This is a genomic window from Gorillibacterium massiliense (genome assembly GCF_000455485.1).
GTDB classification, from domain to species: domain Bacteria; phylum Bacillota; class Bacilli; order Paenibacillales; family NBRC-103111; genus Gorillibacterium; species Gorillibacterium massiliense.
Map to the genome: position 1 here is coordinate 87978 of NZ_CBQR020000101.1, position 24662 is coordinate 112639.

Here is a 24662-nt window from a genome sequence, read left to right on the forward strand (position 1 = left end):
CTAGTCCTCCGGCGTCTCCATATGGCTGTTGGCCCCCCATTTGCCCATGAACGGCCACCAGTTGGCCGGTCCGAAGGTGCGCACCATGACCGGAATGAACAATGGCAACATAATCAGCGCGTAAAGGAATAGCCCGCACAACACGATAACCGAGATGATCATCAGCGACAGCACGCCCGAAGGCATCATTGCCGCAAAAGTCCCGCCCAGAATGACGGCGGCGGACATGATGACGGAGCCCATGTTTTTCATCGCCGCCAGGATAGCTTCCCGTGCCGGTAGATGGCGGTACTCCTTGAAGCGGTCCATGAGGAAGATGCTATAGTCCACCCCGAGGGCCATCAGCATGACGAAGCCGAAGAAGGGAACGGCCCAAGTGAGCCCCGAGTACCCGAGAATGCGGACAAAGATAACTTCCGTGATCGCCATCGAGGTGTAGTAGGTCAGCACCAACGACAAGATGAGATACAAAGGAATAATCAGCGAGCGGAACAGCAGGATCAAAATGACAGCGATCCCTGCCAGCATCAAAATAACCGTCCGAGTATAGTCTCCGTGGGACATTTCCCGCAGGTCGCTGTTCATGCTGGTTACTCCGCCCACGGCATACTCGGACTTGGCAAGGGCTGTTCCTTTGAGCGCACGGTCAACCGCCTGCTCCAGATCCTTCGATTTATTCATTGCTTCCTTTCCATAAGGGTTATCGGAAAGGACAACGTCAATTTTGGTGATTTTGCGGTCTTTGGACATGTACACATCCAGCGCTTTCTGGAAGTCCGCGTTGGACAGCGCCTCTTCCGGCATATACCAACCGGCAAGCTGCTGGTTGGGAGCGCCCGACAGCTGATTCAGATAACCCTGAGCGGAGCGCAAACCGGTGGAAATTTGTCCGATGCCGTCGACACTCTGGTCGAGGCCGCTGGTGAGTTGGCTCAGTTGATTGTCCAACTGGCTATACCCCTCAGCAAGCTGCTGCTGCCCGGACACCAATTGGTCGAAGCCGGCAGTAAGCTCCGGCAGCTTCGCCACGATGGCGCCTTGACCGTCGGCGGCTTGGGCGACGCCAGTCTGCAGACGAGCGATGCCGTCCGACAGGGATGCAAGCCCGCCCGCCAGCTTCTTCTGGCCGTCCGCTGCTTGAGCAAATCCGGTATTGGCGGTGCTAAGCCCTTTGTTGAGATCAGCCAATTGGCCGTTGATTTGCATAAGTCCAGCGCTTAGTTGCTGAGCGCCTGTCTGGAGTTGCGTTACCGCCGCCCGGGTTTGAGTATACACTGGATCATCCAGCAGCTCCGGGTGGGTTTTCGCCAAGGTATCAAGCCCCTGACCGACTGAGGTCAGCCCTTGGCCCAAGCCTGCCGCTTTGTCCGCGATGCCGCCGTAGGCGGTCGCCAGCTGGCTCAAGCCCCCGCCCAGCTGCTGATAGCTCTGCAGCAGCTTGCTGGAGCCCGCGGCCAGCTGATCGGCGCTGGCCTTCGCCTGTTTGAGGCCGGCGGCCAGGTCGCCCGCTCCCGCGGAGCCGCTTTGCAGGCCGCTCTGGAGCTGCTTCAACCCGTCACCCAACTGGGTGACGCCAGTCTGCAGCTCCTTGGTGCCCGCCTGCAGCTTCTCCGCTCCCGCGGCGGCCTCCTTCAGCTTGGGCGCATTAGCGCTGAGGGACTTACTGGCATCGGTCAAGCCGCTGCCGATTTTGTCCAGTCCCTCGCTGCTCTTGCCCAAGCCGCTGCCGACGGTGCCCGCCTGGCCCGCCACCTGCAGATCCGCCAGCGGATCGCCGGTGGGCCGGGTGGCGCTGCGCACCATTTTCACCCCGTCCACTTTCGCCAACTCGCGGGAAACCTGCTCGATCAGGGCGAGGTTTTGCTGGGTCGCCAGGGGTTGATCGCTCTTCAGCACCACTGTGGTGGGAAGAGTGTCCCCAGGCCCGAAGGCGTTGGCGATGATATCGAAGCCCTCGGCAGATTTATAACCCGATCCCAGCTCATCCAAAGAGTTAAACGAAACCGTGCCTTTATAAGCAACGAGAAAAGGAACCGTAATAATTGCGATCAAAGCCAATGCCGCCAGCGGCCGCTTCAAAGAGAATCCGCCGACAGTACCCCAGAGACGGTTTTCCCTATGCTCCAGAGACCCTTTTGAAGGCCAAAACAGCTTCTTGCCCAAAACCGAGAGGAAAAACGGCACCAACGTAGCCAACGCCAACAGCATGACGGCTACGCCTACCGCCACGCCTACTGCCGAACGGTAGAGGGAGAAGGTGGACAGTCCGATGGTGGAAAAGCCCACCAGCACTGCCGCTCCCGAAACCAGCACCGTCCGTCCCGCCGTGCGGTATGTAGTGAGCACCGCGTCTTCGCTTGTCGCACCGGCGGCTAGTTCCTCCTTAAACCGGCTGATCAATAGAATGCAGTAGTCCGTTCCGATTCCGAATAAGATCGCCACGATAAAGATCTGCGAGAAGTTGGATAACGGAAAATCAAACCAATCCACCAAATACGCAACCACCGACTGAGCCGTCAAATAGCTAAATCCAACGGCAATAAGCGGAATAAACGGTGCGACGACCGAACGGAACACAATGATCAAAATAACTAAAATGAATATGACCGTAATGATCTCCGTCTTTTTCAGCCCATCCTGCGAGCTTTGAACGACGTCTTCCACGATCAGCCAGTTGCCCGTGAAATAATGCTCCACCTTGTTATCGTCCAACGCCTGGTACAGAGCGTCCCGGGCTTCCGCCTCGGTTCTCCCGTTCATCGTCACGTTCATCAAAACGAGAGCCGTCGTTTTATCAGCGGACAGCATTTGGCTGGCCAACTGTTCATTATCCTGATATGTCGTAATGGAGGTGATGCCTAGAGCCTGCTGATCGGCTTTCAGCTTGTCGATGCCCCGCTTTATCTCCTGATTGTCCGCATCGGTAAACGGCGTCTTGCTGTGAAAAGCAAGAACCGTGCTTACCCCGCCGCCGCTCTTCGTATCTTTTCCCATCTCATCTAGCAATTTCGCAGCCCGGCTGAAGGAATAATTATCGGGTACGGTGATCTGGCCTTTTTCCCGCACCAGACTTTCCATACTGGGGGCTGTCGTGACTAGAATGGCCGCGATGGCAATCCAGAGCACCAGCAGGACCCATTTTAACTTCAATATGATTCTCATTTCTCTCTACCGCTCCCCTCATCCGGTTGCGCCAGCAGCTTTGCCAGCCTTTCGTAGGTGACCATAAACTGCTCCCCCTCGTCCTCCGTAAAATGACCCATATGCCGGCTCAATGCTTGGATCAGATTAGCCTCCACTTGCATAGACAGATCGACGCCCTCCTGGGTAAGGCGCAGATAGGAAACCCGCCGGTCCCGGTCGTCCGGTTCCCGCTCGACCAGGCCTTTCTCGGCCAGCCGGGTGATGATCGCCGTAACCGAGCTTTTGCCGACACCAAAGCTGTCCGCCAATTCGGAGGAAGTTACCCGCTCTTGATCGCGTAAATAGCGAATGGTAAGAAACTGATCGCTAGTCAACTCCCCTGGCACGACATTGCGCAGCATCGGACTCAACACACGATGAATCGTAAAGGTCGCTGCAAAAAACCGCTGGATGATCCCAGCAAGCATAAGCCGCGCTCCGTCTTCGTCCTGACACGACTTATTCGTCTTGATCTGGTCATCTTCCATCCTATCCCTCCTGACTCCAAACTCCCGTTATCTCTCCAGAAAAATAAATTAGTTCGATAGTGAAACAGTTCAACAATAGAACTATATCAGAAGATGAGTTCGCGAGTCAATTATTGGAAGCGGTTTCGCTAAAATATTGCAGCGGTCCTGCTCAACGAAAAACCTCCACTTGCCTATAAAGGCAAAATGGAGGCTAACTCAGGCCCGCCGACAAGCAGGATCAACCTTTTACGGCACCTGCCACGACACCTTTTACGATATATTTTTGCAGGAAGATAAAGACGATGATGGAGGGAAGCACCGCCATCACCATGGCAGTCATGGCGTACTGCCAATCCGATGTGTACTGGCCAACAAATGTATAGGCCGCCAGTGTCAAGGTCTTGGTCTCCTGCGAACCGTTGACCATGAGAAGGGGCAGCAGGAAGTCATTCCAGATCCACATGACGTCGATTATGACGATAGTAGCCGTGACCGTCCGAAGCAGCGGAAAAATGATGCTGAAGAACAGCCGCAAGCTGGAGGCCCCGTCTATCGTGGCGCTTTCGTCGATTTCCCGCGGGATGCCTTTGACAAATCCATGATAGATGAAGAGCGCCAGCGGAGCGCCGAAGCCCCAATATTGAATCCCAAGCCCCCACGCGCTTCCGGTCAGGTGCAGCATGCGCGCCAGTTTCAATACGGAAAGCATGATGGATTGAAAGGGAACCAACATCGGCATGATGCAGAGAAAGTACACGATCCCGCTCAGCTTCGATCTTGTTCTGGCCAGCCTGTACGCGCCAAGGGAGGATACCAGGACAATGCCCGCCAGCCCCAGAAGCGTGATAATCGCATTATTGAGGAACAACCGCGGATAGTTGATGTATTTCCAGACATACCGGTAATTCTCCAGAGAAAGCGACTTGGGCAGCGCGATGACATCCGTCATCACTTCGGAAAAGCTTTTAAAAGAGTTGAACAGAGCGAGAAACAACGGATAAAGAAACAGCAAAGCGAACAGGATCATGACAACTTCAAACACGACCATCCCTGTCTTCTTTCTGGCTGTCATCCTTCCACCTCCCTGCTCTTGAAGAACGTAAGCTGGATAATCGTAATGATCAGCACGGCGACGAACAGAATGAGCGCCTTCGCCGTCCCGTATCCGTACATATTGTTCTGGAAGGTATCCCGGTAAATATCATAGGCGACGCTGAAGGTGGTCCCCCCCGGGCCTCCGGCTGTCAGGGATACGATGACGTCAAAAATCTTGATGGAGTTAGTCAATGACATAAAAACGGAAATCGTAATGGAAGGAGCGAGCAAGGGAAGGGTGATGCTGAAAAACCGTTTGATCGGTCCTGCCCCATCCACCGTAGCCGCCTCTTTCAAATCATAGGGAATCGACTGCAGTCCGGCGATATAGATCACCAGGTAAAAGCCGACGGACTGCCAGATCGAAACGCCAAGTACCGAATAGAAAGCCAAATTCGCTTCACCCAGCCAACTCAGCTTGAAGATGCCCCATCCCGTACTTGCCCCCAAAGACTCGAACCCCTGCATGAAGATGAATTTCCAAATAAAGCCGACGATGACCAAACTTAAAATATACGGGATAAAAAACGCGGCTCGCAGCAGCGGCGCCGTCTTCAGCCTCAAATCCAGAATGACCGCCAGCAAAATAGCCAACACGTTGATCAGCACGATGTACAGCACCGCATATTTGAATGTGAACCAGGATGCGCTGCTGAAATTGGCGTCACCCGAAAGGATTTGCCGAAAGTTATCCAAGCCGACGAATTTGGGATGCTTGGATATCCCGTTCCACTCCGTGAGGGAATACCGGAACGTCATGCCGAGAGGAATATAAAAGGCAAAGACGACACAGATCAGGACAGGCAAGGTGAAAATGCCAAACTCAAGCTTCTCGGTCCATTTTCTCCCCAGTTTCATCATCCAGCACCTCTTCCCGAAACGATTTCCAAAATGAGGCCCTGACACGGCGAGATGAAGAAGGTTGTGCCAAATTCACCGGCAGGCTGGTCAATTATGCTTATCCTGCTCTTTATGTCCAGAATTATTCTGGCGGTCGCTTCGCTTCGTTGCATGAAAATATTTTTTTAAGCAGCGAGTATTATGAAACTTTTCAAGCAAAAATATGGCTCAAGGAAACCAACCTGCCTTTTGCGACCATTTTTTCAACAATAGAATGGCCTTGGCTTCAAAAAAACCACGTACAGATGGGGGCATTCCAATGATCAAAAAAGCAGTATCCCTTTTCTTGGTTGCCGTGCTGACAACCAGTTTACTGGCAAGCTGCTCCAGCAAAAAGAAGGAAGCAACGCCGGAGGGAACAAGCGATACATCGAAACCAGCCACGATCAAAATGTTTACGGCTTCCCCGGAATACACCAATGCCTTTAACGCTTATATCGCCGAATACAAAAAGGTCAAACCGAACATCACGATTCAATTGGAAATCATGCAAGCTGACTATAACACGGTCCTCAAATCCAGAATCGCTTCGGGCAGTACCCCCGACGTGTTTCAAACGACAGCCGGCGGTGATATCGATACCTACGCCGACTATAGCGCCGATTTGACCAACGAACCATTGGCCGCTGCCATGACCGATGCCGTTCGCAGCAACATGACCTCCTCGGGCGGAAAAGTCTTGGGTCTTCCGGTCAAAGGAAATCTGTTCACCTTAATCTACAATAAGACCCTTTTTGAGCAAGCCGGCATTACCAAAGCTCCCAAGACGACGGCCGAACTGAACGACGCCATCACGAAGCTGGAAGCCAAAGGGACCAAGCCCTTCGCCAACGCCTATAAGGAGTGGTGGGTGTACAAGCACATCTTCCAGCATTTCGTCGATGCCGCTTCCGATAATCCGAAGCAGTTGGTGAGCGACTTTATCGCCGGCAAAACAACCTTTGCCGACCATCCGGTGTTGGCTAACAACTTCTTCGCCTTCATTGATACCACCGTCAAACACGGCATGGATAAGCCGCTGGAACGGGATAGCAACGCGGAAGTCAGCGACTTCGCAACCGGCAAAGCCGCGATGATGACAGGCAAGGGCGCCTGGGACGAAGAAGCGATCATGAAGATCAACTCGAACATGAAACTGGGCATCATGGGCTATCCGGTCAGCGACGACGCCAGCCAGTCGAAAATCATCACCGGCGCGGATCAAGCTCTGCGCATCAACAAGGATTCCAAGGTGCTTAAAGAAACCGTCGAGTTCTTCAACTGGCTATACACCTCCGATTATGGCAAAAACTGGTTTTCCACCGTTGCAAAGGTTATCCCTCCTGTCAAGGACGCTCCTTTGCCTGATCTGCAAATGCCGAAGGAAATGGAGGAAATCCTCAAGACCGAGAAGTCCGGCGACCTGTCCGTCAACTATTCGCTCGATACCTTCCATCAAAAATTCGGCGAAATCATGCAGAGCTACATCGGGGGCAAATCGAAGGATGCGGTCATTAAGGAAATTGAAACAGCTTGGAAGCAGTTGGGCGGTGCTCGGTAAGTGTTCAAACAAATGCCCTTTCGTCTCCCGCCAGGAGTCGAAAGGGCATTATTTTGGGAAGAACTCAGTGGTACTTCCGGAAGGTTTCCGGCGTAATGCCCGCATGTTTACGGAAGCTGGCGACAAAATGGCTCGTATCGCGAAACCCGACTCGGTCAGAAACTGTCTTAACGGTCAGTTCCGGCCGGTTCAGAAGCAGCCCCTTGGCCTTGCGGATTCGGAGCAGGACCAGATAAGCATAGGGAGACAACCCGAAGGCTTCGCGGAACAACGTGTTCATGTGCCGGGGCGTCACTCCAATCCGCTGCGCCATATCGTTCACGCCGATAGACGGGTCGGCAAAATGCTCCTCTAGCCATTGCAGAAGCGGCTCCAGCCCCTCCATGATGCGGGATGGAGACAGACGGTTGTTGGGCTGGCCGTGCTTTTTCAACTCCGTGACGAAGCGGTACACCTCCATCGACCCATCAAGGGCGGAGAAGCGGCTGTTTTCTTCGACATTGTGCAAGATTCCCTCCACCAGCTCCTGAAGCGGCGAATCCTTGTTCCACCTATAAAAAGCGGACGTGCCGCCAAGCCCGATAAGCCGGAGGATTTCCTCCACCAGCGCGCCGCCAAAGGTTATATACACGGTAGACCATACCGCGCCTGTCGCCTCATAGCGATGGGGGTCACCGGGAGAAAGCAGCGCACCCGTTGACGGTGGGAGCAGATAAACATGATCACCAAGCCGCAGTTCCCCTACCCCTTCGTTCGTTTGAATCCAATGATAATAGGGATAGCCGGCATCTTCCCGGACGACAGGCTCCTGCTCCGGGTTATAGCCGATAGTTTCAATAAAAAGCGGATAGGCCTGACCGGATATTGGGGCCATAACGCGGCGGATCATCATTGCTTTTCACTTCCGTTTTTTTATATATGGCTTCGGTAATATTATATATAAAAGGAATGAGCGATCAAATAAAATAGAGCTAAACTTACATGTCTCCGTTCGCAACCTATCGGAACCGGGACGAAGAAGGAGCGAAGCACATTGATTAATACCAAACTGCCGAAGATGTGGTACGGCGGCGACTACAGCCCCGAGCAATGGGATGAAGCAACTTTTGAAGAGGATATGCGCATGTTCAAGTTGGCCGGCATCGACGTGGCCACGATCAATGTTTTTTCATGGGCGTTAACTCAACCGGATGAGGATACGTATCATTTTGAATGGCTGGACAGCTTGCTGGACCGTCTGTACCAAAACGGCATCTATGCTTGTCTTGCCACCAGCACCGGTGCCCATCCCGCCTGGATGGCAAAAAAACACCCCGACGTTACCCGCGTGGATTACGAAGGCCGCAAGCGGAAGTTCGGCGGACGCCATAATTCCTGCCCGAACAGCCCCACATACCGCAAATACGCGGAGCGCATCGCGGATAAGCTCGCCGAGCGCTACAAGGATCACCCCGCCGTCTTGATTTGGCACGTTTCCAACGAGTACGGCGGCTATTGCTATTGCGAAAACTGCGAAGCAGCTTTCCGGGACTGGCTGAAAGAACGCTACGGCTCTCTGGACGCCGTGAACAAAGCATGGAACACCCGGTTTTGGGGACATACCTTCTACGACTGGGATGAAATCGTCGTGCCTAACGCCTTAAGCGAAGAGTGGGCGGGTACCCGCACCAACTTCCAGGGCATCTCCCTGGACTACCGCCGTTTCCAGTCCGACAGCCTGTTGAACGCCTACCGTTTGGAGTACGAAGCGCTGAAAAAACACACGCCCCACATTCCGGTCACCACCAACCTGATGGGCTTTTATCCGGAGTTGGATTATTTCAAATGGGCGCCTTATCTCGACGTCATTTCCTGGGACAACTACCCTGGCCTTGATACGCCCCACAGCTTTACAGCCATGACTCACGACTTGATGCGCGGCTTGAAACAAGGGCAACCGTTCATGCTGATGGAACAAACCCCGAGCCAACAGAACTGGCAGCCCTATAACAGCTTGAAGCGCCCCGGCGTCATGCGCCTGTGGAGCTACCAGGCCGTCGCCCGCGGCGCCGACACGGTCATGTTCTTTCAACTGCGCCGCTCCATCGGAGCCTGCGAAAAATACCACGGTGCCGTCATCGAGCACGTCGGCCATGAGCACACCCGTGTATTCCGCGAGTGCGCCGAATTAGGCGCTGAGCTGCAAAAGTTGGGCGATGCAACGCTGGACTCCCGCTTCCAAGCAAAAGTCGCCATCGTCTATGACTGGGAAAATCGGTGGGCGCTGGGCCTATCCAGCGGACCGACCGTCGCTCTCGATTATGTGAATGAAATCCACAAATATTACGACGCCTTGTACAAGCAAAACATTGCAGTCGACATGATCGGCACCGAAACCGATCTGAGCTCCTACGATATTGTCATTGCCCCGGTCCTTTACATGGTCAAGCCAGGCTATGCCGCCAAGGTGGAAGCGTTCGTGGAGCAAGGCGGCACCTTCCTCACCACCTTCTTCAGCGGTATTGTGGGCGAGTCGGATCTCGTAACCGTAGGTGGCTACCCCGGCGAGCTGCGCAAGCTCTTGGGTATCTGGGCAGAGGAAATCGACGCTCTACTTCCTGACATGAAGAATGAAATCGTGATGAAGCAGTCTTGGAAGGATCTTTCCGGCAGTTATGACTGCGGCATCCTCTGCGACCTGATCCACTCCGAAGGTGCGGAAGTCTTGGCCGAATATGGCACCGATTTTTACAAGGGAATGCCCGTTCTGACTCGGAACCGCTTCGGTACCGGCGATGCCTGGTACGTTGCCACAAGTCCGGACAAAGATTTCCTGTCTGATCTCCTCAGCAGCATCTGCCGGGAAAAGGGCATCCGGCCGCTGGTCGCCGCAGCCCCGGAAGGCGTGGAAACGACCCTTCGGGCAAAAGATGGTCAGGAGCATCTTTACATCTTGAACCACAATGCCGGCACCCAGCAGGTCGAGCTGCAGCCTGGATCGTACCGCAATCTTCTTACAGGAGAAGCCCTCAGCGGCGCTATTGAGATCCCCGGCCGGGATGTACTGGTCCTCCGCGGCGAATAAGCGACTGGTCTACATTAATGAGATGAAAAAGACGCCAGCTCCCCTCGCGGAAGGCGTCTTTTTTCGCATTCCCTTTTCCCGACAAGTTGCGGCTCTGGTGTTTGAATCCGGAAGGACAAGGTTAATAGTTGTCACGTCATTCAAAAGACATTCATTATGAAGGAGTTGAATCCTATGGAATTCCTATGGTCATTGATTATCGGCGGAATTATCGGTTGGCTGGCAGGCTTAATTATAGGAAGAGATGTCCCAGGAGGCATCATCGGGAATATTGTGTCGGGTTTTGTCGGATCGTGGCTCGGTTCCGTGTTTCTGGGCGAGTTTGGTCCGGAAACCGGCGGATTCTTTTTTATCCCCGCTTTGATCGGAGCGGTCGTCCTCGTCTTTATCGTCAGCTTGGTGCTTCGCTCGGCAGGACGCAACCAAGTCTAAAAGAAACCAGCGAGCTGCGGGGATTTGTTTCCCGGGCTCTTTTTCACGTTCGGATCGTTTTTTTTCCTTTTTGGTGTATAGATTTTCATGCTTTTATAGTAAAATAGCACCGAGTGTGCCGATCAGAAATAATTCTATTTTATCAGTGACATCCGTAGAATTGTGTCGAAATGATGATTTTGCAACAAAAAGTGTAATATAAGTCACTAGGAATACCGATAAAATCTGGTATAATAGGAACTACTTTGTGAAACGGCTCACAAGCCAGATATATCATTTAGGGAGGAAGTTTTACATGAAGAAAACCGTTTTAGGAGTTTTGTCCACAGTTTTGGTCGTCGGTATGCTCGCAGGTTGCGGCGGCAAAAAAGATGAATCAGCAAGTTCTAGCCCTAGCACTTCCGCTGCTCCAGCTACGACTGCTCCATCCACCGCACCATCGACAGCTCCGACAGCTGCACCGGCTGAAGCGAAATACGCTGATGGGGTATACTACGCAGAAGGCGCCGATTTCGACGCCAAGACAGGCTGGAAAGAAGTCGTTGCTCTGAAGGTTGAAGGCGGCAAGATCACAAACGTAAATTGGACCGGTCTGAATAAAGACGGCGGCATCGACAAGAAAACCTATGCAGCGCAAGGCAAGTACGGCATGAAGAAGGCTGGCTCTGCCCTGGAATGGAACGAACAGGCTGCGAAGGCTGAAGCTTTCTTAATCGAGAAACAAGATCCGAAAGAAATTCCTTTCGACAAAGATAAGGGCACGACCGATGCCATCACCGGGGTATCCATTCACGTGAGCGGTTTTGCCGAGCTGGCTGAGAAAGCTCTTGCCGCAGGTCCTGTGCAAGCTGGCCCGTACAAAGACGGCACCTACCATGCAGAAGCAGCCGACTTTGATAAAGACTCCGGTTGGAAAGATACAGTTGACGTCACCGTGCTGAACGGTAAAATCTTTGCTGTACGCTGGTCTGGTGTCAACAAAGACGGCGCTGACAAAGTTCAATTCTCCAAAGACGGCAAGTACGGCATGAAGAAAGGCGGCGCTTCTTCCGAATGGCACGAGCAATCGCTCCTGGCTGAGAAAGCTCTCCTGGAAAAGCAAGACCCGGCTGCCATTACGGTTAAAGACGACGGCAAGACAGATGCAATCAGCGGCGTATCCATCCATGTTGCTGGCTTCACCACGTTAGCGGCAAAGGCTTTGGAAGGCGCGAAATAAATCAACACAATTGCACTACCCCTATCCATCAGAAGAGGTGAATGACAGATGAAACAGATCATTGTGCTTGGCGGGGGTTACGGCGGTATTCTCACTGCAAAACGTCTGGGCAAAAAGCTGAAGAAGCAGCGCGATGTCCAAATTACACTTATTGACCGTAGCCCGTTCCACACTCTCCTTACCGAATTGCATGAAGTCGCAGCAGGACGAGTGGAGGAAGACTCCATCCGCGTGGATCTGAAAAAGATCTTTGACGGATTCAAAAACGTCAATGTTGTACTGGACGACATCTCCCATATTGATTTCGACTCCAACACGCTGCAAGGAGAAGGCAAGACCTACCGTTACGATTATTTGGTTATCGGTACCGGCAGCAAGCCGACTTTCTTCGGAATTCCAGGAGCGGAAGAGCATGCTTTCACCCTGTGGTCTTATGAGGATGCCGTCAATCTGAGAGAGCATATCCTCAACATGTTCCGCGGTGCTGTGAAGGAACGGAACCCCGAGAAACGCAAGCAAATGCTCACCTTCGTCGTCGTGGGCGCCGGCTTTACCGGCGTCGAAATGATCGGTGAACTGGCCGAGTATGTCAATGATCTGTGCCGCGAGTTCCGCGTGGATCGCAGCGACGTAACCCTGCACGTAGCGGATATGGTCGACAAGATTTTGCCGATCCTCCCGGAAAAATTGATTCGCAAAGCGGAAAAACATCTGCGTAAGCTGAAGGTCAATATCATCACTGGCACCAAGATCACTGGCGTAAAACCAGATGGCGTCATCTTGGGCGATCAAGAGATCTCCTCCAAGACGGTCATCTGGACCGCCGGTGTCGAGGGCTCCGATTTGGCGGGCAATGCGGAAGTTGAGCAAAAGGGCAGAAAACGCCTGCTCACCAACGACAAACTGCAAGTCCCCAGCCATCCAAACGTTTATGTCGTCGGCGACAACATCTTCTACATTCCGGAAGGCGCAGCCGCTCCCGTACCGCAAATGGTCGAGAACGCTGAGAATTCCGCTCCGCTTGCTGCTAACAACATCATCGCGGACCTGCAAAACAAGCCGAAGGAATCGTATAAGCCTAAATTTCATGGTATGATGGTAAGCATCGGCAGCCGCTATGGCGTAGCCAGTGTCGGAGCATCGCCGAAATCGATGTTCAACTTGACCGGATTCTTCGCTATGTTCTGTAAGCATTTCATCAATATGTGGTACCTGTTCCAAATTTGCGGCTTCAACAGGGTGTACACGTACCTGCTGCATGAAATCTTCCATGTAAATCATAAGCGCAGCTTTCTCGGCGGTCACTTCTCCAAACGTTCGCCTAACTTCTGGCTGTTCCCGCTGCGTCTTTTCGTCGGCGGTAGCTGGTTGGTCGAAGGCATCGATAAGCTGAGAAAGGTCATCGACGATCCTAATAAGATTTTCTTGATCCCAGCTAAAGTGGCTGACGGAACCTCCGGCGCATCCGAAGCCGTGTCCGGTCTCGATACGAATACAATCTTGAAATCCATTAATGATATCATCGCTAACGGGGACCCGGCCGAAACTGGTTCGACCGTTTCCAGTATTACAAGTACCTTAGACAAGGCAGGCGCGATTCCGGCTGCGGCTCCGACGCCACTGCACGTTCCTCACTGGATCGAGCGCATCGTCAGCTGGTTCATGGACCTCTTCTTCTACACTGGCGACGGCGGCTACACGGGCCTGGCCCATGTGTTCCAAACCGGTATGGTTTGTGCGGAAATCCTGTTCGGCGTCCTTCTGATTCTCGGTCTGTTCAGCGCTCCAGCGGCGATTATCACCGTCCTGATGGGCATCATGATCTGGTCTTCAGGTATGGCCTCCCACGATATGCTTTGGTACATGTTCAGCGGTGTCGCCTTGATCGGCGGTTCCGGCAGCATCCTGGGTCTCGATTACTATGTGTACCCGGTCTTGAAAAAAGCATGGCGCAAAATTCCGTTCATCAAACGTTTTTACCTGTACGCTGACTAATTTTCACGCACGACCAATCATTTAACAACCGAGAGAGTAATCTGCCTGCTTCAGGCAAATTACTCTCTCTTATCTGGGAGAGGGTCCTATGGACACACAGCTTATACAAGATACCATCAGCATGCTGGAAGAAACCATTGATCCCGATGCCCTCATCAGCCTTGACGCAGATGAAAGCGGCCTCGCGGATATGGTTGCCCTGCTCCATTCTTATGAGATCACCCGATCACGGAAAATGACCATTCTTGGATGTTATATATTGCTGCAAGCAGCCGTCAGCAAGCATCATGAAGCGTCGCCGGATGAAAGCGGAGCGATGACCCGCAGCATATTGGATGGAGATTATTTGTTTGGCCTTTATTTCCGCATCCTTGTGCAATTCAGCGAATTGAAACTGCTGACGTATTTGGCGCCTGTGCAAAAGAAAATCCAGCTCGGTCTTATCGCCGGCAAGCCGATGGCCCATATTCTGACGGAGTTACACGAGCCTTTCCGTTTATACCTCAACGAACAGTGCGCATAAGGCGGTGACGACTATGCAGCTTCATGAAGCTCTGTCCATCGATCTGGCAGACCTCAATCAAACCTTGCTTAACATAATCGAATCGGATCAGGACCTGCCTAAACCTTCCGATATCCATTCCGGTATCATCCGTTTGATCGAAGCCGGGGGCAAACGCCTTCGTCCCATTATGGCCATCACCGGCGGAAGATTCGGGCCGGCAAACAACCCCGATAAAGTCATGCGCATAGCAGCCATGTTGGAATATATCCACATGGCTTCCTTAATTCATGACGACATCATCGATGATTCCGATTTGCGGCGTAACGTTCCGGCTCTGCACAAGAGCGTCGGCGTCAACCACGCCATTTTTATCGCCAACTACTTGATGGCTCGAGTCGTAGAATGGGCGACAACAGGCGAAGACGTAGACTCCGCCTTTTCCGCGCTTTGCGCCAGCCTCGCTTCTCTTGCCACCCAGCTTTGCGTCGGGGAATATCAGCAATTGGAGAACCGGTTCAATTTTAACCTGACACTGGATGAATATCTGGAGAAAACCCGCAGTAAAACTGCTCTGCTCATGGCCAAATGCCTGGAAGCCGGAGCCCAGTGCAATGAGGCTGACGAAAAAATAAAGCGCATTCTTTACGAATTTGGAGACGCCCTGGGCATCTCGTTTCAAATCCGCGACGATGTGCTGGACTACACCCAAACCTCGGAAGCCATCGGCAAGCCTGCCGGGAACGATCTGCGCAACGGAAACGTGACGCTGCCCGTGCTGTACGCCTTGGAAGATCCGGCTTTGGCAGCGGATATCTTGATGCTGAACGCCGAATCCTCTGACGAGGAGTTTGCCGCTATCGTGGTGAGCATCAAGTCGTGCGGCGCCATCGAGCGAACCTTAGCGTTAAGCGAGAGCTATCTGGCTAAAGCCCGGTCGTACATAGCCGAACTGAAAGAGTATCCGGCGTATAAAGATTTGGAGATATTACTGGCCTTTTTTTCACAAGGATAAGACATACATTCGCTGACGCGGCATCAGAGAATGTATGAAATATCGGCAAAGCCGCCTGAAGCTTAACCTACATGAGAAAAGGTTATTTCAGGGTAGAAGGTGTCTCAAAAATAAGCATTGGAATACCTCAATAATGAAACAGAAAAACCAAGGAGCTAAGCGACATCTTCTCGCTTAGCTCCTTGGTTTTTGGCGTCCACTGCTGCTTTCTTGAACGTAACTTACCTAATTACTTTTTCGTTACTAATGCTTGTTTACCTGTTACAAAACTTTTCGCATCCATTTTGAAAGTATCTTTCGCTAGTTGATTCGTAAAATATACATTTCCTTCAACAACAGTACCTACTAACTGGAAGTTTGCTGCCGAAATGTAGAGGTCACCTTTGAATGTCCCGTTTTGTATTCTGGCGTTTGGACTCTCAATGGTTAATTTCGGCGCTACAAGAAGGAATCTTTGAAGGACTACATGATTATCATCTTGTGTATAAAGAGCTATTTTACGTTGAATGGCATCATTACCGCTGGCATCTTTTTTGCCATTTTCATAGGCGCCTTTTAAAACAAGCTCCTTATCCGTGATCAAATCCTTTGTCGTAGCGATAATCCAGCTGCCATTCGTGCTCATTGCTTTTTGGAGATCACTTGCATTATCTACTATTGAAGCCGTTGTTACAGCATCCACCAAAATCGGCTCTTGGTTTCCAATGGAACTGGTATTATCCATTTTGAATGTAGATTTATCCGTATCATTGGAAAAATATACGTTTCCTTCAACCTTAGCTTTATTAGTCATCTGGAAGTTCGGCGCTGAAACATAAATATTTCCTTTAACAGTAGCATCGGTTAAGAGAAAATCGGACGATGTAACGTAGACGTCGCCTTTAAAGATACCGCCTTGAATTCTTGCCAGCGGGCTCTTGATCGTCAAACTGGGCGCCGTCAGTGTAAATCTTCTAGTTACAATGTGTTTGTCATCTTGGCTGTAAAGAGCTATTTTACGCTGAATAGCGTCGCTGCCATCGGGGTTTTTCTTTCCGTTTTTAAATACGCCGTCCAGAACAAGGTCCTTATTAATGGTTAAGTCTCTAAGCACAGGTGTAATCCAGGTCCCGTTTTTGCTGATCGCCTTTTCAAAGTCAGTGGCATTGTCCACGATTGAAGCCGTCGTTACCGCGTCTACTTCAATTAAGGTTTGCTCTCCTGTTACAGAGCTTTTAGCATCCATTTTGAAGCTGTCTTTTGCTTCTTGAGTAGTGAAGTATACGTTTCCTTCAACCTTGGCGTCTACTAACTGGAAGTTCGGTACCGTAACGTAAAGGTCACCCTTGAAAGTTCCGCCTTGAATTCTGGCATTTGCGCTCTTTATAGTCAGTTTTGGTGCTGTTAATGTAAATCTGGCTGTTACGTTATGGGCATCGTCTTGAGTATAGAGGCCTATTTTACGCTGAAGAATAGGGAAGCCCCAGTCACTTATCTTCCCGTTTGGAATGTCGCCATCCAAAACAAGTTCCTTATTAATAACAATGTCTTTAGTCGTACAAATAATCCATGGACCCTTGCTGCCGATTGACTTTTCAAAAACCGCGGCGTCATCGGTTAAGGAAGCTGTTGTCACTGCATCGACTACAGGGGAAGCTGATGGTTTCGATGTTGCCGTTGCGGTTGGCTTCGGTGTTGCTGTTGCTTTTGGCGTTGCAGTTGCCTTTGGCGTTGCGGTTGCTTTTGGCGTTGCGGTTGCTTTTGGCGTTGCAGTTGCCTTTGGCGTTGCCGCTGGCTTTGCGGTTGCTTTTGGTGTTGCCGCTGGCTTTGCCGTTGCCGCATTTTCCTCTGTGGCTGCAGAAACAACGTCTACTGCAAAGGGGGAGAGTTTTGTATTCCCTACTTTAGCTGGAAGGGCTGATAACACTAAGGTTGCACAAAATACGGAGATAAGCAGTTTTTTCAAAGTAATAACCTCCTTGTATGTAAGAAAAACTTCTGATTTGGGGGTTGCTCTTTTGACTTTTGTACCTTGATGACGCAATCCATTTGTCCCGGTGGAAGACGCAATACAAGCGAAGAACGGAACAACTTGAAGAGATATGAAGATACAAGTTCTAAGTTGTGAAATTCTGCACTTAAATTATGAAAACTTGCACTAAATTTGTGAAAACCCGCACTTAACCTGTGAAATTTTTCACGTTTTTTGTTACAACAGCCCCGACAGGAAAATACCTGAAAACCTAGTAAGCATGCTAAGTTTGATTTGCCTTTTTCCTTGCCACCTCCTATGACATTTATTACAACAAAAACAAATTGGTTTAATCCACAGGGATTTCCACATGAAAATTATAACAACCAAGGGTTCAAAAGTACATGTAGAAAATAAGAATTTAACTTGACACTTGCAAAAATCTTCGCTATTACTCCCTGAAAAGAGCAGACGGGTAGCGTTTGCGACATTCTAGCTTTATGAAATCATCTTTAAATCACGTAGAATGTACAATTCCTGTCGCTGAAACGGACATTGATACTGTGAAGTGAAAAGATATATTATTAATGGTACAGCCATTTGCAAGTGAAACGGAGGTTTGCCGGTTTGCCCCAGATCGATATGCCATCGCTCATCCTGATTTTGCTAGCCTTACTTGGCGTTATTAGCCGTAACAATTCCATTACGATTGCCGCCGTCGTGCTTTTGCTCATTCGAGTCGTCCATTTTCACCAGGCCTTCCCGTGGATTGAAAAGAACGGCCTCAACCTTGGCATCATTATCTTGACGATCGGCATTTTGGCGCCCTTGGCCAGCGGATCGATTAGCACGAAAGAACTGTATCAGTCTTTCCTGCAGTGGAAATCCATCGCCGCCATCGGTGTCGGCGTGCTGGTGGCGTATTTAGGCGGACGCGGCGCACAGTTGATGTCTGGCAACCCCACAATCGTAACAAGTCTGGTCATCGGGACGATCCTTGGCGTGGCCTTTCTAAAAGGCGTGCCGGTAGGACCTTTGATCGCCGCCGGAATCCTGTCGCTGCTGATCGGAAAATAACAGCTGATCTCGCGTTCCTTATGTTTACTGTTGAATCCACCCTTTGATTTGCGCAGCCACCTGGCGTACGTCCGTGTGGGTGGTGTCGATGATAGGCATAGGAGGAGAGTAAGAATCGAAAGAAACGTGCCGCATTCCACCTCCATTCCGTTCCTTGTAAAATAGGAGAATACCCCTGCTTCAGGTTGAGGAGGATGACGATGAAAAAGCGGTGGTTGGTTTGTCTGTCCATTGCGGCTGCCCTTATTCTCTGCCTTTCGGCGGGTTATGGCCTTCATGGCTTTCCGAATCCCTCCCATGCCCTGGAATCCATCGTCGCTCCAAAAATAGACAAGCTCTCTGAACAATTTTGGAACGTGGATCTGATCATAAGGGGAAAGGTCTTGGCGCAAGGCGATTCGTACACTCAGGATACCGGCGTGATGATAAAGATGCCGGCGGCAATAGAGATCACCCCGGCAACCTTTGAAATCGAGGATGTCATTTACGGGCCCGATCCCGGCAAAACCATCACCTATCTTCAACATGGCAATACCCATGATCCAACGATTCCCCGGGATCGTTTCGTACATCCTCAGGAAGAGGTCATCCTCATCCTAAACCGGACCCCGCAAGGAGCATTTTGGTCCTACAATTTTGACGATGGGATATGGATCGTGAAGGATGGCAAGCTGCAATCCAGCACAACCCTGGACGAGCTGCCAAAGTACAATAACACGGATGCCGACGGGAATAGCCCCTTTATCATGGAAATCGCCAGGGCTGCGAAATATAAACATAGAGAGTCCCGGTTTAAGTAATCGGTTCAGAAAAAAAGAGGCATGCGGATCTGCCCGCCTGCCTCTTCTTATTTGCTTTCCGTCTCATTCGGCCCTGCCAGCGACTTGAACAAGTCGTACAGCTCCGGCAATTCTTTTTTCAAGGCGACCGGACGTTTGCGAATTCGGCTGTAGAAGCAGTGACGGGTCTCTCCCGTGGCGCGGAGTTCCCCTGTGGCAACGTCAAGGACACGGTACAGCACACTCATGCGGGACGGCTCCATGGAGGTGATCCGGCATTCCACCGCGACCGTATCGTTAAAGCGGGTCATGGATTTATATTCGCAGGATGCGGACAGCACGGCAAAATCGATGCCGGCCTCTGTGGCACGGTCGTAGCCGTAATGGATCTGCTCCATAAAATCCACCCGCGCCTCTTCAAACCATTTGATGTAATTGGCATGATGGATAATGCCCATCTGGTCGGTTTCGTGGAATTGCGCTTTTCGTACATAGGGCTTGATCGTCAACTCTCCGCATCTCCTTTCTTTTATCAAAAGTTCCGCTATAGCCGTGCTTACCCGTACACGCTCATATTCAGCGCCAGCATAGCGCCCAGCAAAACGACAAAGACGAGGATAAACACTGTGTCCCGCCGCGCCCAGTCGAGCGCGTGGAACTTAGAGCGGGGCGCTCCCAGCCGGTAGCCCCGGGATTCCATGGAATCCACCAATTCCATCGCCCGCCGCACCGCGCTTACGGTAACGGGGACGAGAAGCGAAATGAGCAGCTTTGCTTTTTTGGCCAAAGGCTGATCCTTCAGGTCCATGCCCCGGGAGGACTGGGCCTTCAAGATCTTTTCCGCTTCTTCAAAAACGGTAGGAATGAAGCGCAGAGCGATTTCGATCATCAGCGTAATCCGTGCAGGAGAGATACGTAAAATCTTCAGCGGCCGGAAAAAGTCCTCCAACCCCCGGGTCAGCTTGGCCGGCGGCGTCGTAAAGGTGAGGATCGCCGTGAAGCCGACGAACAGGATCATCCGCACCACCGCCAGAATGCCTCGTTCCAAACCGCCGGAGTAAAACTTGAAGGGACCAACGGCCATCATTCGGGTGCCGCTTGCATCGAACAACAAATGAAACGCAAAGATGAATACCATGATGAAAATAAGCGGCTTCAGCGAGCGCAAAAACTGGGATAGAGGAATGCGCGTGCTCTGCATGATGACGATGGCAAAGAGAAAAACCGCCGCCGCCTCGATAAAGGTGCTGACCATAAAAATCGCGACCATGTACATGAGCATTGCCGCCACCTTGGCGCGGGGGTCCAGACTGTGCACCCAGGAGCCGGTATCATAGTAACGGCCAAATATCATCCGGTTTTGCATGCCGGCACCTCCTACATGGGTTTATTTTTGATCGACTCTGCCACGAAAGCGGTAGCTTCTTCGGCGCCGAGGGGGCCATCCGGTGGAGTCACGCCAAACCGCTGGCAAAACTCCCGCAAAAAGCGGACCGAGGCCGGCACCTGAATACCTGCCGCATCCAAAAGGTCCGTCCGCTCCAAAAGACCGGCGGGGGTCCCGTGGAAGACCGCCTCTCCCTGCTGCAGCACAACGTATTCGTCGGCGTATTTCAGCACTTCCTCCAGCCGGTGGGTGACGATGATAATCGTCCGACCCTGTTCGGTTGAGAGGCGGCGAAGCAACAACAGCAGTTCCTCGCGGCTGGCTTGGTCAAGGGATGCCGTCGGCTCGTCCAGCACAAAGACGTCCGGCTCCGCCGCCAGAATCGTCGCGATGGCCGCCTTGCGCATCTGTCCGCTGCTCAGTTGAAACGGATTGCGTGCCAAGATCTCTGCGTCCAGGCTAAGCGCCTCCACCGCACGGCGGGCGGCTTCCCGCGCCTCATCTTCGGGTACGCCGAAGTTGACAGGTCCAAACATAATATCTTTCTCTACTGTATCTTCAAAAAGCTGCTGCTCGGGAAATTGGAACACAAGACCGACCCGTTTACGCAGTTTGCCTAATCCTTTTGCCGAATCGCCAGCTTTGATATGGAAATCGAGGATATGAATGTCTCCCGATTGAGGCAGCAGCAGCCCATTAAAATGCTGCAGAAGCGTAGACTTTCCCGAACCGGGGGCGCCTAGAACCGCGATGAACTTGCCTTCGGTAAGCGACAAATCGAAATCGTTCAAGCCGATTTGCGGTGTTACGCTTTTGGCGTTGTAGGAATAGTTGACGTGCTCGAAGCGGATGCCCATAGCGCCTCCACCAGCTCCTTCTCGTTGTATTGGCCGGCAGGAACGAGTCCCCTATCATGCAGCCGGTCTCCGATTTGGATCAGAAACGGCTGCTCAATGCGGCACAAGTCCAGCAAATCCGGAGACCGGAAAAAGTCCTGCGGTTTTGCATCCGCGACAATCGTTCCGTCTGCCAAGGCGATGATCCGGTCAGAAGCCAGCATTTCATCGCTGTCATGGGTAACGGAAAGAATCGTGTACCTTCCGGCAGCCTGCATATCCCGAATAATGCCGATCAACTCGTGCTTTGCCTTTTCGTCCAGCATCGAGGTGCTCTCATCGAAAATCACGATCTGCGGCTCCATGGCTAACACAGAGGTGATCGCCACCCGCTGTTTTTGCCCGCCGGAAAGCTGGCTCGGATGGCGATCCAGATAACCCTCAACCTTCATCTCCACCACGTACCGGTCGAGCCGCTCCTGGATTTCCTCACGGCTCAAACACAGGTTTTCCAGCCCGAAGAGGACATCGTCCATCACCGTCAGCCCGACAAACTGGTTGTCCGGGTTGGCGAAGATCATGCCGATGCGCTGCCGCACCTGACCTAGAGTATCAGCGCCCAAAACAATGCCGTCCACGGTAATCGTTCCTCCGCTGACGGGCAGCAACCCGTTTAAAAGCCGTACCAAAGTTGACTTACCGGAGCCGTTGCGGCCCACGATGCTGATCCATTCCCCGGAGGAAACTGTCAAGTTGATGTCGCGCAAAAACGGGGCTTCTCCCCGCTTGTGAGCATAGGACACGTCCTTCATCGTGATCAAGGGTTCCTGCTTTTGTTGATTCCGGTCCATGTCCTTCACCTCCCGACCTGCTGCAGCCCAAGTGATTCAAACAACGCCAGCTTGTTCAAAGATTCCGTTAAATATTTAGTGGCGATACCGACGAAAATTCCCGTCACCACGCCTGTTATAAAAAGGAAAGGTAAATAATAGAAGATGGAAGTCGTCCCAAGCACGATGGCGGCGGCCCCCAATTGCCCCACGTTATGCATAATGCCGCCCATAACGCTGATGCCGTAGATGCTGAACTCGTTCCGGCCGAAGCGGACCATGAGAAACATAATAATGAAGCTGGCTAGCGCCCCGAGAAAACTGAAGAGAAAGGTCGAGAACGTACCAAGAATAAAGGAGGTCAGCAGCGTTTTCAGCACGATAAGGGTCAAGGCGTCCCGGCCTCGAAAATAAAAAAGGCAGGTCAGTACCATAATATTGCCAAGGCCGAGCTTTGCTCCCGGAATCGCTACGGTAAAGGGAATCAGCGACTCCACGATCCCCAGGACGACGGCTACCGAAGCAAATATGGCGATGATCGCCGTTTTTTTCAGCTCGTAGGGATTATTGGACAACCGCATCGATATCACCATTCCCTTTGCCATTCTCATCCACGATCTCCACCAACACCCGATGGGGCAAGCAAACGATGGTTTGCCCCACTTTGCTTACGAACCCGAAGGTCAGACAGACCTTATCCGGGCAGTCGGCGTCAATCATTTGCGCACCGTTGTTATAGATCTTCAAAATATTGTACCCGTACTTGGATTTGATATCGAGCTCCGACGCTTCCTTAGTCAGCTCCACCGTTTTGTAGTGGTCTCCATCTATTGTAATTTTGGCATATCGTGCGCCGCTCGCAGGTGTATTATGATGCGTAAATTTGGGAACAAGAAAAAAGGCCGCAATGGCGAGCACAATAACACCAAGCAAGATATCTCCGCGTTTCATTCGTTATTCGCTCCTTTTTGCTGCCGATTGCCGAAATACGTCATTTTTTCGACATTGTGATGTCTTTCACTATTATTACCTTTAACCCCACCCTCAACTATGAAAATTGTCACTTTGCACGATTTGACCATTTGTTATAATCCTTCCATAATATAAAGAGAAATAAGGGGAGGGAGAAAATCCATGCAGCTTCGTCATCGAAAGAAGCTCCCTTTTTTGCTTGTGCTGGTTCTCGTCCTGATCGCCGTGCTGAGCGGCTGCGGCAAATCTGCCGGAAATACGGAAACTACTGAGCCGAAAAGTGAGCGTTTTTACATTTTCGACACCATCGTCACGGTAAAAATATACGACACCCGGGCAAATGACGCCACCTTTAACGGGGTTAATGCCGTGCTGCAGCGCATCGACCACGAGGTCAACCGCGAAGACAAAACCAGCGAGATCTCCAAAGTCAACAGCAAAGCGGGAGACGGGGAGTTCGTCCCGGTATCGGAAGAAACGTTTAAAGTTATCAAGCGTGCAGTAGACTATTCCGAATCTTCCGGCGGCGTGTTCGACCTGACCGTCGGCCCCTTGGTCGACCTGTGGGCCATTGGCAAAGGCGGAGAGCATGTACCGCCGAAAACCGATATCGAAGACCGTTTGAAGCTCATCGACTATAAGCAAGTCGAGTTGAACGAAGCCGATCATTCGGTACGTTTGCTGAAACCCAAGATGTCTATCGACTTGGGCGGCATCGCTAAAGGCTACTCCGCCGACGCCATCGCAGAATACCTGCAAGGCCAAGGGTTCAAGAGCGCCATCATCGACCTGGGCGGCAACATTCTGGCCATGGGTCCGAAGCCCGGCAACAAGGACTGGGTCATCGGCGTGCAAAACCCGGAAGAAAGCCGGGGCGCTTACATCGGGACTCTCAAGGTGCAAAATAAAACCGTCGTCTCTTCCGGTGTCTATGAGCGCTTTTTTATCGAGGACGGCGTTCGCTACCATCATATCATGAATACATCAACCGGCTATCCAGTACGCAACGGCTTGACCAGCGTCACCATCGTCACCGATCACTCCTTTGACGCCGACGGCCGGTCCAACACGACCTTCTCCATGGGCATCGAAAAGGGCACGAAATTCGTCGAAGGCCTGAAGAACACAGAAGCGATTTTCATTACGGAAGACCACAAGGTGTACATCACTCCCGGCCTCAAAGGCATCTTTACCTTGACGGATAATAATTTCACATTGATGAATTAAGGTCCGATGCCAATTAAGACGTCTTTCTTAAGATATCAGAAAGTTTAACCTTCGAGTCTGGCTTCTTTGAATGTACGTCGATAGACGTCTTTCTTAAGATATAGAAAGATAACCTTCGAAGCCAAGGCTTCCTGATATCGCAAGAAAGACATCCTTTAAACGCGGTCTGGCTTCTTTGAATTTACTTC

General features: G+C 51.6%; 22 protein-coding genes. 10 read left to right on the plus strand and 12 right to left on the minus strand.

What is annotated here, in order from left to right:
- The 4 genes from TJ79_RS12875 to TJ79_RS12890 all read right to left on the minus strand — a co-directional run bounded on the left by TJ79_RS12875 (position 1) and on the right by TJ79_RS12890 (position 5609).
- Positions 1-3162, minus strand: coding sequence for an MMPL family transporter (locus TJ79_RS12875; RefSeq protein WP_040950721.1), 3162 nt, complete (start codon positions 3160-3162; stop codon positions 1-3).
- On the minus strand, positions 3159-3671 hold the full coding sequence (locus TJ79_RS12880) for a MarR family winged helix-turn-helix transcriptional regulator (protein WP_238322993.1): 513 nt from the start codon (positions 3669-3671) through the stop codon (positions 3159-3161). Before TJ79_RS12880 ends, TJ79_RS12875 begins: the two co-directional genes overlap by 4 nt.
- A gap of 220 nt (positions 3672-3891) precedes the next feature.
- Positions 3892-4725, minus strand: coding sequence for a carbohydrate ABC transporter permease (locus TJ79_RS12885; RefSeq protein ID WP_040950722.1), 834 nt, complete (start codon positions 4723-4725; stop codon positions 3892-3894).
- A complete protein-coding gene (locus TJ79_RS12890; protein ID WP_040950723.1) occupies positions 4722-5609 on the minus strand; it encodes a carbohydrate ABC transporter permease in 888 nt (295 codons plus the stop codon). Before TJ79_RS12890 ends, TJ79_RS12885 begins: the two co-directional genes overlap by 4 nt.
- A 298-nt stretch (positions 5610-5907) precedes the next feature.
- On the opposite strand from TJ79_RS12890, the gene TJ79_RS12895 reads away from it, so the two are divergent.
- On the plus strand, positions 5908-7188 hold the full coding sequence (locus TJ79_RS12895) for an ABC transporter substrate-binding protein (protein WP_040950724.1): 1281 nt from the start codon (positions 5908-5910) through the stop codon (positions 7186-7188).
- Between the two features lie 64 nt (positions 7189-7252).
- Here the strand turns inward: TJ79_RS12895 and TJ79_RS12900 are convergent, their stop codons facing one another.
- Positions 7253-8080, minus strand: a complete 828-nt coding sequence (locus TJ79_RS12900) for an AraC family transcriptional regulator (protein ID WP_052339556.1) — start codon at positions 8078-8080, stop codon at positions 7253-7255.
- Between the two features lie 141 nt (positions 8081-8221).
- Here TJ79_RS12900 and TJ79_RS12905 point away from each other — a divergent pair, with 141 nt between their 5' ends.
- The 6 genes from TJ79_RS12905 to TJ79_RS12930 all read left to right on the plus strand — a co-directional run bounded on the left by TJ79_RS12905 (position 8222) and on the right by TJ79_RS12930 (position 15415).
- Positions 8222-10252 carry a beta-galactosidase gene (locus TJ79_RS12905; protein WP_040950725.1) on the plus strand — a complete coding sequence of 677 codons (2031 nt, stop codon included), beginning with the start codon at positions 8222-8224 and terminating at the stop codon, positions 10250-10252.
- A gap of 174 nt (positions 10253-10426) precedes the next feature.
- Positions 10427-10684 carry a GlsB/YeaQ/YmgE family stress response membrane protein gene (locus TJ79_RS12910; protein WP_040950726.1) on the plus strand — a complete coding sequence of 86 codons (258 nt, stop codon included), beginning with the start codon at positions 10427-10429 and terminating at the stop codon, positions 10682-10684.
- Between the two features lie 295 nt (positions 10685-10979).
- A complete protein-coding gene (locus tag TJ79_RS12915) occupies positions 10980-11903 on the plus strand; it encodes a hypothetical protein (RefSeq protein WP_040950727.1) in 924 nt (307 codons plus the stop codon).
- 48 nt (positions 11904-11951) lie between these two features.
- A complete protein-coding gene (locus TJ79_RS12920; protein WP_040950728.1) occupies positions 11952-13898 on the plus strand; it encodes an NAD(P)/FAD-dependent oxidoreductase in 1947 nt (648 codons plus the stop codon).
- An 88-nt stretch (positions 13899-13986) separates the two neighbouring features.
- Positions 13987-14421: a hypothetical protein gene (locus TJ79_RS12925; RefSeq protein WP_040950729.1), complete on the plus strand. Its 435-nt coding sequence runs from the start codon at positions 13987-13989 to the stop codon at positions 14419-14421.
- 13 nt (positions 14422-14434) lie between these two features.
- Positions 14435-15415, plus strand: a complete 981-nt coding sequence (locus TJ79_RS12930) for a polyprenyl synthetase family protein (RefSeq protein ID WP_040950730.1) — start codon at positions 14435-14437, stop codon at positions 15413-15415.
- A 229-nt stretch (positions 15416-15644) separates the two neighbouring features.
- On the opposite strand, the gene TJ79_RS27750 is transcribed toward TJ79_RS12930, so the two are convergent.
- Entirely contained in the window at positions 15645-17360 is a 1716-nt protein-coding gene (locus tag TJ79_RS27750; protein ID WP_202903322.1) for a hypothetical protein, read from the minus strand.
- 633 nt (positions 17361-17993) lie between these two features.
- On the opposite strand from TJ79_RS27750, the gene TJ79_RS12950 reads away from it, so the two are divergent.
- Positions 17994-18443 carry a DUF441 domain-containing protein gene (locus TJ79_RS12950; protein WP_040950732.1) on the plus strand — a complete coding sequence of 150 codons (450 nt, stop codon included), beginning with the start codon at positions 17994-17996 and terminating at the stop codon, positions 18441-18443.
- Between the two features lie 200 nt (positions 18444-18643).
- Positions 18644-19243, plus strand: a complete 600-nt coding sequence (locus tag TJ79_RS12955) for a hypothetical protein (RefSeq protein WP_040950733.1) — start codon at positions 18644-18646, stop codon at positions 19241-19243.
- A 47-nt stretch (positions 19244-19290) separates the two neighbouring features.
- Here TJ79_RS12955 and TJ79_RS12960 read toward each other — a convergent pair whose 3' ends face one another.
- From TJ79_RS12960 to TJ79_RS12985, 6 genes are read right to left on the minus strand one after another with little or no spacing between them, the layout of a single operon-like run.
- Entirely contained in the window at positions 19291-19731 is a 441-nt protein-coding gene (locus TJ79_RS12960; RefSeq protein WP_202903323.1) for an acyl-CoA thioesterase, read from the minus strand.
- Between the two features lie 47 nt (positions 19732-19778).
- Positions 19779-20588: an energy-coupling factor transporter transmembrane component T family protein gene (locus TJ79_RS12965; RefSeq protein ID WP_040950735.1), complete on the minus strand. Its 810-nt coding sequence runs from the start codon at positions 20586-20588 to the stop codon at positions 19779-19781.
- An 11-nt stretch (positions 20589-20599) separates the two neighbouring features.
- Positions 20600-21466: an ATP-binding cassette domain-containing protein gene (locus tag TJ79_RS12970; protein ID WP_040950736.1), complete on the minus strand. Its 867-nt coding sequence runs from the start codon at positions 21464-21466 to the stop codon at positions 20600-20602.
- Positions 21415-22296 (minus strand): ATP-binding cassette domain-containing protein, encoded by an 882-nt coding sequence (locus TJ79_RS12975; protein WP_052339558.1) that lies wholly within the window; start codon positions 22294-22296, stop codon positions 21415-21417. Before TJ79_RS12975 ends, TJ79_RS12970 begins: the two co-directional genes overlap by 52 nt.
- Positions 22297-22301: 5 nt before the next feature.
- Complete coding sequence (locus TJ79_RS12980) at positions 22302-22886, minus strand: Gx transporter family protein (RefSeq protein ID WP_238322994.1); 585 nt, start codon at positions 22884-22886, stop codon at positions 22302-22304.
- Positions 22840-23226 (minus strand): NusG domain II-containing protein, encoded by a 387-nt coding sequence (locus tag TJ79_RS12985; RefSeq protein WP_040950738.1) that lies wholly within the window; start codon positions 23224-23226, stop codon positions 22840-22842. The genes TJ79_RS12980 and TJ79_RS12985 overlap by 47 nt, the downstream gene beginning before the upstream one ends.
- Positions 23227-23409: 183 nt before the next feature.
- Here TJ79_RS12985 and TJ79_RS12990 point away from each other — a divergent pair, with 183 nt between their 5' ends.
- Positions 23410-24474 carry an FAD:protein FMN transferase gene (locus TJ79_RS12990; protein ID WP_040950739.1) on the plus strand — a complete coding sequence of 355 codons (1065 nt, stop codon included), beginning with the start codon at positions 23410-23412 and terminating at the stop codon, positions 24472-24474.
- Positions 24475-24662: the final 188 nt, after the last annotated feature.